Origin of the sequence: Amycolatopsis sp. WQ 127309 (assembly GCF_023023025.1) — a bacterium.
GTDB lineage: Bacteria > Actinomycetota > Actinomycetes > Mycobacteriales > Pseudonocardiaceae > Amycolatopsis.
In genome coordinates this window covers 5,508,972-5,523,000 of record NZ_CP095481.1, presented here as the reverse complement: position 1 = coordinate 5,523,000, position 14,029 = coordinate 5,508,972, and the positions used below count along the sequence as shown (strand labels likewise).

Genomic DNA, 14,029 nt, shown 5'->3' with positions numbered 1-14,029 from the left:
GGTCCGCGGGTACGCACCCGGCGTGACCCACCGCAGCACGTTCAGCCCGTGACCGGGGAGGCAGAATGTCAGTCCAGACTCTCGAACGCGAGTCGCGCGGGATTCGCGAACGTATTCCGAGCCAGTTCTCCGAGGAGCCGCCGAGCGCGGGGGCGCTCGCCGACGGCGACCTCGACGCCCCGAGCCCGGCCGCCGACCTGGTCCGCGTCTACCTCAACGGTATCGGCAAGACGGCGCTGCTGTCGGCCGCCGACGAGGTGGAGCTCGCGAAGCGCATCGAAGCCGGCGTTTTCGCCCAGCACATGCTGGACACCGGTGAAAACCTCACGTCCAAGCGCCGCACGGAGATGTCCGCCCTGGTGCGCGATGGGCACGTGGCGAAGAACCACCTGCTCGAGGCCAACCTGCGCCTGGTCGTCTCGCTGGCCAAGCGGTACACCGGCCGGGGGATGCCGCTGCTGGACCTGATCCAGGAGGGGAACCTGGGCCTGATCCGCGCGGTGGAGAAGTTCGACTACTCCAAGGGGTTCAAGTTCTCGACCTACGCCACCTGGTGGATCCGGCAGGCCATCACCCGGGGCATGGCCGACCAGGGCCGCACCATCCGCCTCCCGGTCCACCTGGTGGAACAGGTCAACAAGCTCGCCCGCATCAAGCGCGACCTGCACCAGCAGCTCGGGCGCGACGCCACGCACGAAGAGCTGGCCGCGGAGTCCGGCATCCCGGCCCACAAGATCTCCGACCTGCTCGACCACTCGCGTGACCCGGTAAGCCTGGACATGCCGGTGGGCGCGGAAGAGGACGCCCCGCTCGGTGACTTCATCGAGGACTCCGAGGCGACCGACGCCGAGAGCGCCGTGATCTCGGGCCTGCTGCAGGACGACCTGCGCCGCGTGCTCGCGACGCTGGACGACCGCGAGCAGCACGTCATCCGGCTGCGCTACGGCCTGGACGACGGCCAGCCCCGCACGCTCGACCAGATCGGCAAGCACTTCGGGCTCTCCCGCGAGCGCGTCCGCCAGATCGAGCGCGAGGTCATGTCCAAGCTCCGCCAGGGCGAACGCGCGGACCGGCTCCGCGCCTACGCCAGCTGATCCACGCTCTGGTCATCCACCTTCGGTGATCCACTTACGGTGATCCACCTCGGACGGGGCGGGCCGCGCACACTGTGCGTGCCCGCCCCGTTTTCGTGCCCGAACCCGCGATTGTTCCCGCAGTTCAGGGGCGCGATCGGAAAATAAGCCACCAAAATGAGGTTTCGGCCCTACATGACGCGGGTAGCAAACCTTCGCAACACCCGTTCGGCCGGATTGACTTATGACCTACGTCACGCCACTGTCGGGTGAAGGCCGGTGGGGTACGGCGACAAGCCTCGCGACTGGATGTGCACGCATCCGGGCGCTTTCCCCGGGAGGTCGGGTCCGTCGGGGTGGACCCGGCCTCCCGACCCAAACCCCAGGCGCCCGCGCAGTCGGCTCGCTTGCTCGGTCGGCTCACGTACCCAGATGATCGGCTCACGTACCCAGACGGTCGCCTCGCGTACCCGGACCGTCGCCTCGCGCACCCAGCCAGTCGGCTCGCGTGCCACACGGTCGCCTCGCGTACCCAGACCGTCGGCTCGCTCGGCTCCCTCCGCGCCGGACCGGGCTTTCCACAGCCCTGCCGTGATGTGGACAACCAAGCCCCGGCCGCCGCTTTCCCCGGGTTTCGTCGGGCGCTCCCGATAAACTGGACAAGGGCACGCCCCCCAGGGAGGGTGGGGGCGCGAGTGCGGGCCGTGGGGTGGCCCACAGTGGCCGGATGCCTCTGGGGCGTGGCCGTCGCACCTGCGTAGGGTGGACCGATCCCGGAGCTGGCAAAGGAGCCTGGCAGTGCCGTCCACCACCACTTTTCAGCACACCGAAGTCCTCCCGCTGGGCAAGGACACCACCACCGAGTACCGGCTGGTCACCGCCGAGGGCGTCGAGACCTTCGAAGCCGCCGGGCGGAAGTTCCTGAAGGTCGACCCCGCGGTGCTGACCACCCTGGCGCGCACGGCCATCACCGACATCCAGCACCTGTTGCGCACGTCACACCTGGCGCAGCTGCGCGCGATCGTCGACGACCCCGAGGCGAGCGGCAACGACCGCTTCGTCGCCATGGACCTGCTCCGCAACGCCGCCATCTCGGCCGGCGGCGTGCTGCCCATGTGCCAGGACACCGGCACCGCGATCGTCATCGGCAAGCGCGGCGAAGGCGTCCTCACCGGCGGTGACGACGAGCGCGCGCTCTCGCAGGGCATCTTCGACGCCTACCAGCAGCTCAACCTGCGGTACTCGCAGATGGCGCCGGTCAACTTCTGGGACGAGCGCAACACCGGCACGAACCTGCCGGCGCAGGTCGAGCTCTACCACAAGGACGGCCAGGACGACCCGGCCTACGAGTTCCTCTTCATGGCCAAGGGCGGCGGCAGCGCCAACAAGACGTTCCTCTACCAGGAAACGAAAGCCGTCCTGAACCCGAAGCGGCTCGCCCGCTTCCTCGACGAGAAGCTGCGCGGCCTCGGCACCGCGGCCTGCCCGCCGTACCACCTCGCGATCGTCGTCGGCGGCATGTCCGCCGAGTTCAACCTGAAGGTCGCGAAGCTCGCCTCCGCGCGCTACCTCGACACCCTCCCGCAGGAGGGCTCCGAGCTCGGCCACGCCTTCCGCGACCCGAGCCTCGAGCAGCAGGTCCTGGAGATGACGCGCCAGTTCGGCATCGGCGCGCAGTTCGGCGGGAAGTACTTCTGCCACGACGTCCGTGTCATCCGGCTCCCCCGCCACGGCGCCTCGTGCCCGGTCGGCATCGCCGTCTCGTGCTCGGCCGACCGGCAGGCCAAGGCCAAGATCACCGCGGACGGCGTGTTCATCGAGCAGCTCGAGCGCGACCCGGCGCGGTTCCTGCCCGAGGTCACCGAAGAGGACCTGTCGGACGACGTCGTGTCCGTCGACCTCAACCGGCCGATGGCCGAGATCCGCGCGCAGCTCTCGCAGCTGCCCGTCAAGACGCGGCTTTCGCTCTCCGGGCCGCTGGTCGTCGCCCGCGACATCGCGCACGCGAAGATCGCCGAGCGCCTCGACGCCGGCGAGGAGATGCCGGAGTACCTCAAGAACCACCCGGTGTACTACGCGGGCCCGGCGAAGACGCCGGAGGGGTACGCGTCCGGCTCGTTCGGGCCGACGACGGCCGGGCGGATGGACTCCTACGTCGCGCAGTTCCAGGCCGCGGGCGGCTCACTCGTCATGCTGGCCAAGGGAAACCGCTCGAAGCAGGTGACGTCGGCGTGCGAGGCGCACGGCGGTTTCTACCTCGGTTCGATCGGCGGCCCGGCCGCGCGGCTGGCGCAGGACTGCATCAAGAAGGTCGACGTCCTCGAGTACGCCGAGCTCGGCATGGAAGCCGTCTGGAAGATCGAGGTCGAGGACTTCCCCGCGTTCATCGTGATCGACGACAAGGGCAACGACTTCTTCGCCAGCACCGGCGATCCGGTGCTGCAGATCAGCTTCCGCTGACCAGAGCTGTTCAGGGGAAAGGGAAGGGAGCACCAGCCCGCCGCCAGTGCTCCCCTCCTTCCCTGCTCCCTCAGCCGACGCGCTCGATCCGCGCGCGCCGGATGAGGAACTTTCCGGGTTCCCGAACCTGCTCGAAGGCCGCGTTGTTGAGCAGCGCGCAGCTGCCCGACACCGACGTCACCGTCACGGTGGTGGACTTCGAGTTGTCGAGGTTCGTCACCTTCAGCTTGGTCCCCGCGGGGAACTGGTTGCTCGACGCCGCCGGCGCACCGGCCTCGCCCGAGAGCGTCACGGTCGAGCCGGCGCACACCACGTCGCCCGTCGCGGCACCGTTCTGGTTCTGCTGTTGCGCCGGAGCCTGCTGTGCGGGCGCCTGTTGCGCCGGAGCCTGCTGCACGGGCGCCTGCTGAGCCGGAGCCTGTTGCGCCGGGGCCGCCTGGCCGTTGTTCGCGACGACGTTCGCGGTGCACTCCGCGACCACCCGCCGTTGCTGGATGAGGTCCACCACCGCTTGGCGGTTGGCGATCCTCGCGGCCGACTGCGCGTCCGGGTTCGCCTGCTGGCCGGCGATGAAGTTCAGGTTGTTCTGCAGCGCGGTGTCGAGTCCCCCGCAGTTCTCCTTGGGTGCCTCGGCCGCGTTGCTCGCGGGGCTGCTCAGCGCGATCGCGGCCGCGGTGACGCCGGAAACGCCCAGCAGCGCGGCCAGTCCGATGGTCGCTCGCTTGCGGTGCCGACCACTACTCAACCGGGGCATGTTCCGTTCCTCTCTGATCACCACCTCATCCGGGAATACGGCCCGGTAACGAAGGTGGTTCACCGAGATGCGGGACTTTTTCGCCCTAGTTGCCCGAAGCCGAGGTCACGGGCTCGCCGAGGTGGTCCGGACCACTGACGCGCGCGGCGGTCGCCCGCGCCCACCGGCCGGTGGTGATCAGCCCCAGCGCGAACACCACCACTCCGCAGCCGGCGATGATCACCCAGCCGGTGCGGCCCGTCCCCGGCGGCAGCCCGTCGCTCGAGGCCACGACCACGCCGATCACGGCCACGCCGAGGGAGATCCCGATCTGGCGGCTGGTCGAGGCGACGGCCGCGGCGAGCCCGGCGCGCTCCCGCGGCATGCCGGACACCGCGGCGTTCGTGATCGGCGCGTTGAGCATGCCGAACCCGGCGCCGAAGCACACGTAACCCAGCATCAGCACGGGAATCGGGGTCGTCGGGCTGATCCCGGAGAGCACGATCCCCGACGCCGCGATTCCCGCCCCGGCGACGAGCAGCGGCAGCCGCGGCCCGCGCGCGCCGACCAGCCGGCCGGACAGCGGGGCGAACACCGCCGTCACCGCCGCCATCGGCAGCGTCAGCAGGCCCGCGTCCAGCGCGGACAGCCCGCGGGCGTCCTGCAGGTAGAGCGAGTTGAGGAACAGGAACCCCGACAGCGCCGCGAGCCCCGTGACGGCGGTCAGCGTCGCGCCGGAGAACGGCACGCTGCGGAAGAACTTCAGGTCCAGCAACGGATCCCGGCGACGGCGTTCGTAGGGCAGCAATACGGTCAGCGCCACCGCGGCGAGCACGAAACAGCCGACGATCTCCGGCGAACCCCAGCCGGCGCCGCGCCCTTCGATGATCCCGTAGGTGACCGACGCCAGCAGGACGATGACCAGCAGCTGCCCCACCGGGTCGAGCCGGCGCGGGTACGGGGACCGCGACTCGGGGACGAACACCGCCGTGAGCACGATCGCGGCCACCCCGACCGGGACGTTGATCCAGAAGATCGAGCGCCAGCCCGCCCAGTCGACGAGCGCGCCGCCGAGCACCGGCCCGACGGCCATGCTCAGCCCGACGACCCCGGCCCAGACGCCGATCGCGCGGGCGCGTTCGCGGGGTTCGGTGAAGATGTTGGTGACGATGGACAGCGCGACCGGGTTGAGCATCGAGCCGCCGATCGCCTGCAGCGCGCGGAACGCGACGAGCGAGCCGATGTTCGGCGCGATCCCGCACAGCAGCGAGCCGAGGCTGAACAGGGCCAGGCCGGTCTGGAACGTCCGGCGACGGCCGATGCGGTCCGCCGTCGAGCCCGAGAGCATGAGCAGGCTGGCCAGCACGAGCGTGTAGGCGTCGATCGTCCACTGCAGACTGGACACCGACGCGCCCAGTTCGCGGCGGATCGACGGCAGCGCGAGGTTCACGATCGTGTTGTCGAGCCCGACGATGAACAGGCTCATGCAGCAGACGGCGAGGACCACCCGCCGCCGGACCGGCTGAGGCACTACGCCCCCAAACTAGTTGCAAGTGGCAATATTAAGCACTGTACAACTAATTACCGGCCGGCCCGGGTGACGCGGACCACCCGGTCAGGCCGGGAACAGCTCCGTGAGCCGGGCCAGCGTCTTCTCGATGCCCTGGGCGTTCTTGCGCGGGAACGGGCTGAGGCTGATCGCGAGCGGGAACTTCGCCGTCGACCAGTCGAACGTCTCGGTGACCTCGGTGCGGCCGCCGTCGAGGGGTTCGAGGCGCCAGCGCCAGCGGTGGCCGTTGAAGTGGCGCCACGCGATCAGGCGGCCTTCTTCGTACTCGACCACGGTGTTGAGGACCTTGTAGGACGCGCCCATCTTCATGTCCATGCCGAACTTCGTGCCGAGTGCGAGCCGGTCCGGGCCCCCCGGCTGGGGCGCCCGGACCGTGCCCGATCCGTCGATGAGCGGGTGCTGGGCCGGATCGGCCAAGAGCCCGAAGATCTTCTCCGGGGTCGTGGCGACGATCGTGGTGCGTGAGACCTGACGGCTTCCCATCACCCGAGCCTAGATCACTTGGTCGTCTTGAGTACGACCGTGCGCTGGTCCAGCGGCGCGGCCAGCGCGACGGAGATCACCGGGAACCGGATGTCCATCGTGCACATCTGGCCGGTCTGCGCCTTCGTCTCGCTCAGGTTGACGACGACGCGGTCGCCGGCCTGCTCGGTCGCCTCGCCGAGGGCGTGGCCGCAGCCGCCCTCCTGGGCGCGGATGTTGAGGATCGTGCCGCCGTTGGCCGTCCACACCTCGTGCGGGTAGCTGGCGGGCAGCGCCGCCGCGTCGACCTTGTCCGGCGGCACCGGGGTACTGCCTTCGGGCACGGTGAGCCGGGGTTTGCCCGGCGGGTTCGCCGAGGGCGCCGTCGGCAGCACCGACTCGCTCGGCGACGTCGAAACGCTGCCGGAGGGGGCTGCGGAGTCACCGCCGGAAGCGGGCTGACTGGTGGGCATGTCCTGGCCGGCGCAGGCCGTCACCATCAAGAGGAGTGCGCCTGTCCCGACCACCTTCGCTGAGTACCTCATGCGTCCAGGACGGAACGGGTGCCGCACGGGGTTGCACGAAGATCGATGACAAATACGGAAGTACGTACTAATGTAGTACTTCATCATGAAGGACGTAGATTTCGCTCGTGACCTTGAAGACCGGCTGTTCGACCCCCGGGTCCGGGCCGCGCTCGGCGACTTCGCCGTCGACGACGACCTCGGCCCGCTGGAAGCGGCCGCAGCCGTCCGGACCGCCGCGCGCGGCCTGGACTGGCTGCGCTCGCACGGGACGGACAGCCGCGGGCTGAGCCCGGGCGCCCTCGACGTCCTGATCCGGATCGGCGGGAGCGAGGCCGGGATCAGCATCAAGGACCTGGCCGGCGCCGCCGGGGTGAGCTCGCGGAACGTGACCGGCCTGGTCGACACGCTCGAGCGGGGCGGGCTCGCCGAGCGCGTCCCCGCCCCGGCGGACCGGCGGTCCGTGCTCGCCCGGATCACCCCGGCCGGGCGGACGTGGCTCGAGGAGTTCCGGCGCCCGTCCCAGGCGGCCATGGCGGCCGTCTTCCGCGGCTTCACCCCCGGCGAAACCGCGCTGCTGCGGCACTTGTGCCTGCGTGTCGTGGAAAACCAGCACCACTTGGCCCGCTACCTGGAGGAACGGAAATGACGACCCGCGAGACTGTGCAGGCCTACCACCGGGCGAGGTTCGCCGGCGACGTGCCCGCCGCGGCCGCCCGCCTCGCCGACGCGTTCACCTTCGAAAGCCCCCTGCTCAGCGCCGACGCCGACGGTCACCTGGCCGGGCTCGTCGGCTTCCTCCAGGTGGTCTCGGGCGTGGAGATGATCAGCGAGCTGTACGGCGAATCGGAGGCCACGCTCGTCTACGACGTCCACACCGCGACCCCGGTAGGCACGCAACGCACGGCGGAGCACTTCCGCCTCCAGGACGACCGGATCGAGTCGATCACGCTGATCTTCGACGCCACCCGCTGGCACCCGATCATGGCCGCGGCCGCCGCTCGGTGAAAGCCGTGAAGGCCTCCTTCCCGGCTCTTATGGCCGGGAAGGAGGCCTTCACGGCTTTCGAGTACGCGGGCGTCAGCCTTGGCGGAGGACGACCGTGCGGGTGCCGAGGGGTGCGGCCAGCGTCAGCGGGATGCTGATCTCCCTGATGTAGTCCGGGCACATCTGGCCCTTCGTCCCGGTCGTCACCGCGATCAGCACGACCACCTGCGCCGCGCTCTGCTCGCCGACGTGGGCCGAGACGCGGCGGCAGCCGCCCTCCTCGGCGCCCAGCAGCACCGTTTTGCCGTCGAGGCTGCGGGTCAGCGTGCGCGGGTAGCCTTCCGGCAGCCCGCGCGCGTCGACCTGGGTCTCGGCGATGACGTCGTCACCCGGGGCGATGCCCTGCGTCGGACGGCCGACCGTGCCCGGAGGTGGCGGGTCGAACGTCGGCGTGACCGTCCCGGGCACCGTCGTCGAGGGCACCGGCACGGAGGTCGGCGTCGTCGCGGGCCCGGAGCTGCCAGGCGCCCCGGCCCCGGTCGAAGAAGCCCCGCACGCCGTCATCGTGACCAGCAGCAGGCCCGTCCCCAGCAGTTTCACCGCGTTGCGCATACCCCCAGGACGGAACGCGGGCCCGCCTGGTTGCACCGCGCCCGGAACGTCACCGATGGGCGGCTCGTCCCCGGACCAGGCCCAGCAGGCTGACGCCCACGAGCGTCACCACCAGCAGCAGCACCGTCGCCGCCGAGGCGAGGAACACCTGGCCGCGGTCGGTGAGTGCGAAGATGCTCGCCGGGAGCGTGCGCCAGTCCGGCGGGTACAGCATCATCGTCGCGCCCAGCTCCCCCATCGACATCGCCAGCGCGAGGCTCGCCGACGCCGTCATCGCCGGCAGCAGCACCGGGACGCGCACCCGCAGCAGCACCCGCGCCGGCGACGCGCCGAGCGACGCCGCGGCCTGCGCGAGCTGCGGGTCGACGCGGGCGAGCGCCGCGGAGACCGTGCTGTAGGCGAACGGCAGCAGGATCAGCAGGTGCCCGAGCAGCACGATCCACCGCGTCCCGTTGAACGCCAGCGGCGGCCGGCTGAACGCGACCAGCAGCGCCAGGCCGAGCACCACCGACGGCACCGCGATCGGCAGGTGGAACACCGTGTCGGTGAGCCGCCGCAGCCGCCGCGGCGCGGTCTCCGCCGCCAGCGCGGCCCACGTGCCGAGCAACACCGCCGCCGCGCCCGCGAGCACGCCCGTCTGGACGCTCACCGCCAGGCTCGCGAACGTCTCCCCCGACAACGCCTCCGTGTAGTGGCCGAGGGTGAACCCGCCCGGCAGCACACCGGTCCAGTGCCCCGCGAACGACGCGAGCACGATCATCACCAGCGGCGCCGCGACGACCACCGCGAACAGCACGCCGAACACCAGCCACAGCAGCGCCTTGCTACGCCGCGTCCACAGCAGCACCGCGACTCCTTCCCAGCACCCGGTAACTCCCGTACAGCAGCAGGGAGATCGCGACGTCGACCAGCGCGACGACGCTCGCCGCCGGGAAGTCGAACGTGACGATCCCCTTGCCGTACACCAGCATCGGCAACGTCGTGACGCCCTTCGCGCCGAGGAACAGCACGATCCCGAACTCGTTCAGCGCCAGCAGCAGCGTCAGGCACGCGCCCGAGGCCAGCGACGGCAGCGCCGCGGGCAGCACCACCCGCCACAGCACCCGGCCGGGACGCGCGCCCAGCGCCGCCGCGACGTCCAGCTGCACGCCCGGGACCTGGCTGAACGCCGCGAGCGCCGGCCGCATCACGAACGGCGTGTAGAACGTGATCTCGGCCAGCAGCACCCCCCACGGCGAGTACAGGAACCCGCCGGCGCCGAAGACGCCCGCGCTGCCGTAGAGGAACGTGAACGCCAGCGCGATGAGGAACGACGGGAACGCCAGCACGGTGTCGACCAGCCGCGACAGCGTCCGCGCCCCGGGGAACGGGACGAACGCGACGACGAGGGCGAAGAACGTACCGAGCAGCACGCAACCGGTGGTCGCGCCCAGCGCCAGCAGCACCGTCTGCCACGCCGCGTCCCGGAACTCCGCCGAGCCGAGCACCTCGGCCCACTTCGCCAGGCCGAAGCCGTTGTCCGTGGTGAGCGACTGGCCGGCCACCAGGACCAGCGGATACCCGAAGAACACGGCCACGACCACCAGCGGCGGCAGCAGCCAGAGCCCGCGGCCGCGCCGCCCGGACGCCCGCCGCGGCATCGGCGCGACGGTGGCTTCGAGCGCGAGCCCGGTCATGAGCCGACTCCGACCAGCGGGCAGCCGTCCGGAATGGACACTCCCACCGGGGTGCCCACCGCCAGCCCGGCGACGTCCGGGACCTCCGCGCGGATCGTGCCGCCGGTCGCCGCCAGTTCCAGGTCCAGGCGGTAGCCCGTGCCGCGCCACTGGACCGCGCGGACCAGCGCCGGGAGCGTGTCCGCGCCGGGTTCGCCGACGCCGACGCGGTGCGGGCGCACCCCGAGCGCCACCGGCTGCCCGGGGCTCAGCGCGCCGGTCGGCTCGGCGGTCAGCACCCGTTCGCCGAGCCGGACGGTCGACGGCGTCCCGGCGTGGATCACCTCGACCGGGATGAGGTTGGCCGCGCCGAGGAAGCTCGCGGTGAAGCCGTCGGCCGGGCGCCGGTAGAGCTGTTCGCACGGGCCGGTCTCGACCAGCCGGGAGTCGCGCATGACGGCGATCCGGTCGGCCAGCGCGAGGGCCTCGCCCTGGTCGTGGGTGACGTAGACCAGCGTCGTGTCCGGCAGTTCGGCGCGCAGCCGCAGCAGCTCCGCGATCATGTCCTCGCGCAGCGCGGCGTCCAACGCGGACAGTGGCTCGTCGAGCAGCAGGACGTCCGGCCGGATGGCCAGCGCCCTGGCGAGCGCGACCCGCTGCTGCTGCCCGCCCGACAGCTCGCGCGGGTACCGCCGGGCGTAGGCGCCCATGCCGACGAGGTCGAGGACCTCGGCGACGCGCGCGGCTACCTCGGCGCGCGGGGCCCGGCGCGCGTCGAGTCCGAAGGCGACGTTCGCGGCGACGCGCATGTGGGGGAACAGCGCGTAGCTCTGCACGACGACGCCGAGGCCGCGCCGGTGCGGCGGCAGGTCGGTGACGTCCTGCCCGGCCAGGAACACCCGGCCCGAGCTGGGCCGCACGAACCCGGCCAGCGCCTTGAGCGCCGTCGACTTGCCCGAGCCGGACGGCCCGAGCAGGGCCAGCGTCTCGCCGCGGGCCACGGCGAGGTTCAGCGAGTCCAGCGCCGTCGTCCGTCCGAAGTGGACGGATACGTCGCGGAACTCGACCGCCGGGGTCATCGGCCGACGGCCTTCTTGTACGCGGCGATGTCGGCGTCGAGCTTGCCGAGCACGGTGGTCCAGTCCGGCTGCCAGATGTCGACGCCCTGCAGCGCGGCCGTGATCTTGCCGGCGTTGGCGCCGGTCGCCGTGACGTCGGCGCGGGCGGGGATGCCGAACGCGTCGGCGGTCTTGGCCTGGACCGCGGGTGAGAGCAGGAAGTCGAGCAGCTTCTTCGCCTCGTCCGCGTGCGGCGCGTTCGTGACGAGCCCGGCGTAGTAGGGCAGCGCGAACGTCGAGCGCTTGCCCTGGGCGTCGGCCGGGAAGAAGACGTTGAAGCCGCCGCTCTTGGCGATCTCGGCGAGGTTCATCTGGACGTCGCCGTTGGCCACCAGCAGCTCGCCCTTGGCCACCTTCGGCTGCAGCTTGCCGGTGGACGACGACGGCCCGGCGTTGTTCGCCTCCAGCTTGCCGAGGTAGCCGAGCGCGCCCTGGTCGCCGAGGACGTGCTGGAGCTGCAGCAGCACCGCGGTGCCGTCGCCGGCCTCACCGGGCGTCGAGTACTGGACCTTGCCCTTGAGCTTCGGGTCGAGCAGGTCGTCCCAGGTCTTCGGGGTGGCGCCCGGGTTGTGGATGAAGCTGAGGTAGTTGTTCATCACCGCGAAGTAGCGGCCCTGCGGGTCCTTGTCCGCCACCTTGTCCCCGCCCGCCGGGGTGTACGGCTGCAGGAGACCGGCGACGCGCTGGATGAACGGCGGCAGCGTGACGAGGACGTCGGCCTTGGTGTTGGCCTTCTCCTTTTCGACGCGCGAGGCGACCTCGCCGGAGCCGGCCGTCACGGCCTCCACGGTGATGCCGGTCTGCTGCTTGAACTCCGCGAACCGGGCGGTGTACCAGTCTTCCAGTCCGTCCACTGTGTACACGGTGACGGTCTTGCCGCCGGCGGACGCGGCGCCGGTGCCACCGCAGGCGGCGAGCAGGCCGGTCAGCGCCACGGCGAGCACGGCGATGGTCTTTCTCATCGGTTTTCTCCTAGCACGGCGGGAAGTTCGCGAACGGAATCGAGGACGTGGGTGGCTTCGAGGAGGTCTTCGCGGCGGCCCGCGCCGGTGAGGACACCGGCGACGACCGACGCGCCCGCGCGGCGGCCGCACAGGACGTCAGAAGCCGTGTCGCCGACGACGGCGATGTGGCGTACGTCGGTGACTTCGAGCCGCAGCGCGGCGGTGAGGACGAGGTCGGGGAACGGGCGGCCGCGCACGCCGTCGCCGGGGGCGAGCGCGAGGTCGGCCAGGTCGCGCCAGCCGAGCGCGTCGAGGATGGCCAGCTGGGTCGCCGGGGCGAAGCCGGTGGTGAAGGCGACCTTGACGCCGTCCTCGCGCAGGCCGCGGACGACGTCTTCGGCGCCGTCGATCGGGGTGCACGCGCCGCCGCGCACGAGGTCGCCGTACGCGTCTTCGAACGCCGCGTTGGCTTGCTGCGCAAGGGTTTCGTCGTCGAGCAGGGCGCGGAAGACGGTGATCTTCGACTGGCCCATGGTGTCGACGACGTACTCGAGCATGCCCGGGTAGCGCTCGTCCGGCACGCCGATGGCGCGGATCGCTTCGGTGAAGGCGCGGACGACGAGGCCGTCGTCCGCGACGGTCGTGCCGGCCATGTCCAGGACGACGAGTTCGGTGGTCACAGGTTCAGCTCCTCGGCGGTGTCCTCGGCGATGGCGGGCGCGCAGGTCATGCCGCGGCCGCCCGGCCCGGTGACGAGGAAGGCGTTGTCCGCGACACGCTCCCGGTGCACGATCCGGCCGGTGTCGGTGGTCTGCGCGTAGACGCCGGCCCAGCGGCGCCGGATGCGCGGCAGCGGCCGCCCGAGCAGCGCGGATGCGACGTCGGTGAGGTGCTCGTACGGGTCTTCGGTGACGTCGAAGGCGAACGGCTCGTCGTACTCGTGGGTGTCGCCGATGGTCAGGGAGCCGTCGAGCCGCTGGACGAGCAGCAGCTGCATGCGGTGTTCCGCCGCGACGTCCCCCTGCGGCTGCGTGGCCGCCAGCGTGTCGAGGGCCGGACCGCGGTAGGCGGGGTAGTAGCGGAAGCTGTCACCGTCGGCGACGCTGGTGGTCAGCTCCTCGCCGAACGGCTCGGTCTGCGCCATCTGCAGCCGCACCTTGCGCACCGGCGGCTCCCCGGCGAGCTCGCGCACGAGCCCGCCGGTCCACGCGCCGGTGCAGAACACGACGACGTCCCCGTCGTGCCGCTCACCCCGGTCGTCGACGACGCCGGACGCGGTCAGGTGCCGGACCTCGCGGCCGGGTCGCCAGGTGTAGCGGCCACTGCGGGTGAGTTCGGCGCGCAGGGCGGGCTGGGCGACGCGGGGTTCGACGGCGGCGTCGCGATCGCACCAGAGCGCGCCGAGGAAGTCCCCGCGCAGCGCCGGATTCAGCGCCTTGGTCTCGGCGGCGTCGAGCAGCTTGTACCCGCGATCGGCGGCTTCCGCACCCGCGGCCACCTCCCGCGCCACCGCGAGCTCGGCCGCGGTCCGGACGACGGTCAGCGAGCCGTTCGCACGGAAGCCGAGCCCCGGGACACGCTCGCCGATCCGCTCCCACAGCGCCCGCGCCCGCAGCGCGGTGCCCAGTTCGGCGCCGGTGGCCCGGCCCCCGACCCAGACCAGGCCGAAGTTGCGCACGGACGCGCCCCGGGCCTCGGGTTCACGTTCGAGCTGGACGACGTCGTGGCCGCGTTCGACGGCCTGCCAGGCGTGCAGCGTGCCGAGCACGCCACCGCCCACGATGAGGATTCGCACGCCGCACACGCTCGCGGCCACGCGCCAACGGCGACTGTCCCGACGGCGAACACAGCGTGAAGCGCCACCGAATATTGGACCGGATGAGTTACCGTT

At 71.5% G+C, this 14,029-nt stretch carries 15 protein-coding genes; 4 read left to right on the top strand and 11 right to left on the bottom strand.

Annotated features, from left to right (window positions below):
• Window positions 1-65: 65 nt before the first annotated feature.
• Window positions 66-1,094, top strand: a complete 1,029-nt coding sequence (locus MUY22_RS26115; protein WP_247063488.1) for a sigma-70 family RNA polymerase sigma factor — start codon at window positions 66-68, stop codon at window positions 1,092-1,094.
• A gap of 777 nt (window positions 1,095-1,871) precedes the next feature.
• A complete protein-coding gene (locus MUY22_RS26110; protein ID WP_247063486.1) occupies window positions 1,872-3,533 on the top strand; it encodes a fumarate hydratase in 1,662 nt (553 codons plus the stop codon).
• Window positions 3,534-3,603: 70 nt separating this feature from the next.
• Here the strand turns inward: MUY22_RS26110 and MUY22_RS26105 are convergent, their stop codons facing one another.
• The 4 genes from MUY22_RS26105 to MUY22_RS26090 form a co-directional block, all read right to left on the bottom strand.
• Window positions 3,604-4,287, bottom strand: a complete 684-nt coding sequence (locus tag MUY22_RS26105) for a hypothetical protein (RefSeq protein ID WP_247063484.1) — start codon at window positions 4,285-4,287, stop codon at window positions 3,604-3,606.
• Window positions 4,288-4,372: 85 nt separating this feature from the next.
• Complete coding sequence (locus MUY22_RS26100) at window positions 4,373-5,797, bottom strand: DHA2 family efflux MFS transporter permease subunit (RefSeq protein ID WP_256475982.1); 1,425 nt, start codon at window positions 5,795-5,797, stop codon at window positions 4,373-4,375.
• An 84-nt stretch (window positions 5,798-5,881) separates the two neighbouring features.
• On the bottom strand, window positions 5,882-6,319 hold the full coding sequence (locus tag MUY22_RS26095; protein ID WP_247063479.1) for an SRPBCC family protein: 438 nt from the start codon (window positions 6,317-6,319) through the stop codon (window positions 5,882-5,884).
• Window positions 6,320-6,333: 14 nt separating this feature from the next.
• On the bottom strand, window positions 6,334-6,825 hold the full coding sequence (locus MUY22_RS26090) for a hypothetical protein (protein WP_371827684.1): 492 nt from the start codon (window positions 6,823-6,825) through the stop codon (window positions 6,334-6,336).
• Window positions 6,826-6,928: 103 nt separating this feature from the next.
• Here MUY22_RS26090 and MUY22_RS26085 point away from each other — a divergent pair, with 103 nt between their 5' ends.
• Complete coding sequence (locus MUY22_RS26085) at window positions 6,929-7,471, top strand: MarR family winged helix-turn-helix transcriptional regulator (RefSeq protein WP_247063475.1); 543 nt, start codon at window positions 6,929-6,931, stop codon at window positions 7,469-7,471.
• A complete protein-coding gene (locus MUY22_RS26080) occupies window positions 7,468-7,830 on the top strand; it encodes a hypothetical protein (protein WP_247063473.1) in 363 nt (120 codons plus the stop codon). Before MUY22_RS26085 ends, MUY22_RS26080 begins: the two co-directional genes overlap by 4 nt.
• Before the next feature lie 72 nt (window positions 7,831-7,902).
• Here the strand turns inward: MUY22_RS26080 and MUY22_RS26075 are convergent, their stop codons facing one another.
• The 7 genes from MUY22_RS26075 to MUY22_RS26045 are packed head-to-tail and all read right to left on the bottom strand — an operon-like array spanning window position 7,903 to window position 13,933.
• Window positions 7,903-8,421 carry a hypothetical protein gene (locus MUY22_RS26075; RefSeq protein ID WP_247063471.1) on the bottom strand — a complete coding sequence of 173 codons (519 nt, stop codon included), beginning with the start codon at window positions 8,419-8,421 and terminating at the stop codon, window positions 7,903-7,905.
• 49 nt (window positions 8,422-8,470) lie between these two features.
• The gene (locus tag MUY22_RS26070) at window positions 8,471-9,268 is read right to left on the bottom strand and encodes an ABC transporter permease (RefSeq protein ID WP_247063469.1); all 798 of its coding nucleotides are present in this window, start codon (window positions 9,266-9,268) and stop codon (window positions 8,471-8,473) included.
• On the bottom strand, window positions 9,246-10,097 hold the full coding sequence (locus MUY22_RS26065) for a 2-aminoethylphosphonate ABC transporter permease subunit (RefSeq protein WP_247063467.1): 852 nt from the start codon (window positions 10,095-10,097) through the stop codon (window positions 9,246-9,248). Before MUY22_RS26065 ends, MUY22_RS26070 begins: the two co-directional genes overlap by 23 nt.
• Entirely contained in the window at window positions 10,094-11,155 is a 1,062-nt protein-coding gene (locus MUY22_RS26060; protein ID WP_247063466.1) for an ABC transporter ATP-binding protein, read from the bottom strand. Before MUY22_RS26060 ends, MUY22_RS26065 begins: the two co-directional genes overlap by 4 nt.
• Window positions 11,152-12,156 (bottom strand): 2-aminoethylphosphonate ABC transporter substrate-binding protein, encoded by a 1,005-nt coding sequence (locus MUY22_RS26055; protein ID WP_247063464.1) that lies wholly within the window; start codon window positions 12,154-12,156, stop codon window positions 11,152-11,154. Before MUY22_RS26055 ends, MUY22_RS26060 begins: the two co-directional genes overlap by 4 nt.
• Window positions 12,153-12,818 carry an HAD family hydrolase gene (locus tag MUY22_RS26050; protein WP_256475981.1) on the bottom strand — a complete coding sequence of 222 codons (666 nt, stop codon included), beginning with the start codon at window positions 12,816-12,818 and terminating at the stop codon, window positions 12,153-12,155. The genes MUY22_RS26055 and MUY22_RS26050 overlap by 4 nt, the downstream gene beginning before the upstream one ends.
• Window positions 12,815-13,933, bottom strand: a complete 1,119-nt coding sequence (locus tag MUY22_RS26045; protein WP_247063462.1) for a TIGR03364 family FAD-dependent oxidoreductase — start codon at window positions 13,931-13,933, stop codon at window positions 12,815-12,817. Before MUY22_RS26045 ends, MUY22_RS26050 begins: the two co-directional genes overlap by 4 nt.
• Window positions 13,934-14,029: the final 96 nt, after the last annotated feature.

Excerpts from the sequence above, each read along its gene's own strand:
- MUY22_RS26115 (WP_247063488.1), top strand. The coding sequence starts at position 66 with ATGTCAGTCCAGACTCTCGAACGCGAGTCGCGCGGGATTCGCGAACGT.
- MUY22_RS26075 (WP_247063471.1), bottom strand. The coding sequence starts at position 8,421 with ATGCGCAACGCGGTGAAACTGCTGGGGACGGGCCTGCTGCTGGTCACG.
- MUY22_RS26065 (WP_247063467.1), bottom strand. The coding sequence starts at position 10,097 with ATGACCGGGCTCGCGCTCGAAGCCACCGTCGCGCCGATGCCGCGGCGG.
- MUY22_RS26085 (WP_247063475.1), top strand. The coding sequence starts at position 6,929 with ATGAAGGACGTAGATTTCGCTCGTGACCTTGAAGACCGGCTGTTCGAC.
- MUY22_RS26095 (WP_247063479.1), bottom strand. The coding sequence starts at position 6,319 with ATGGGAAGCCGTCAGGTCTCACGCACCACGATCGTCGCCACGACCCCG.
- MUY22_RS26105 (WP_247063484.1), bottom strand. The coding sequence starts at position 4,287 with ATGCCCCGGTTGAGTAGTGGTCGGCACCGCAAGCGAGCGACCATCGGA.
- MUY22_RS26080 (WP_247063473.1), top strand. The coding sequence starts at position 7,468 with ATGACGACCCGCGAGACTGTGCAGGCCTACCACCGGGCGAGGTTCGCC.
- MUY22_RS26055 (WP_247063464.1), bottom strand. The coding sequence starts at position 12,156 with ATGAGAAAGACCATCGCCGTGCTCGCCGTGGCGCTGACCGGCCTGCTC.
- MUY22_RS26060 (WP_247063466.1), bottom strand. The coding sequence starts at position 11,155 with ATGACCCCGGCGGTCGAGTTCCGCGACGTATCCGTCCACTTCGGACGG.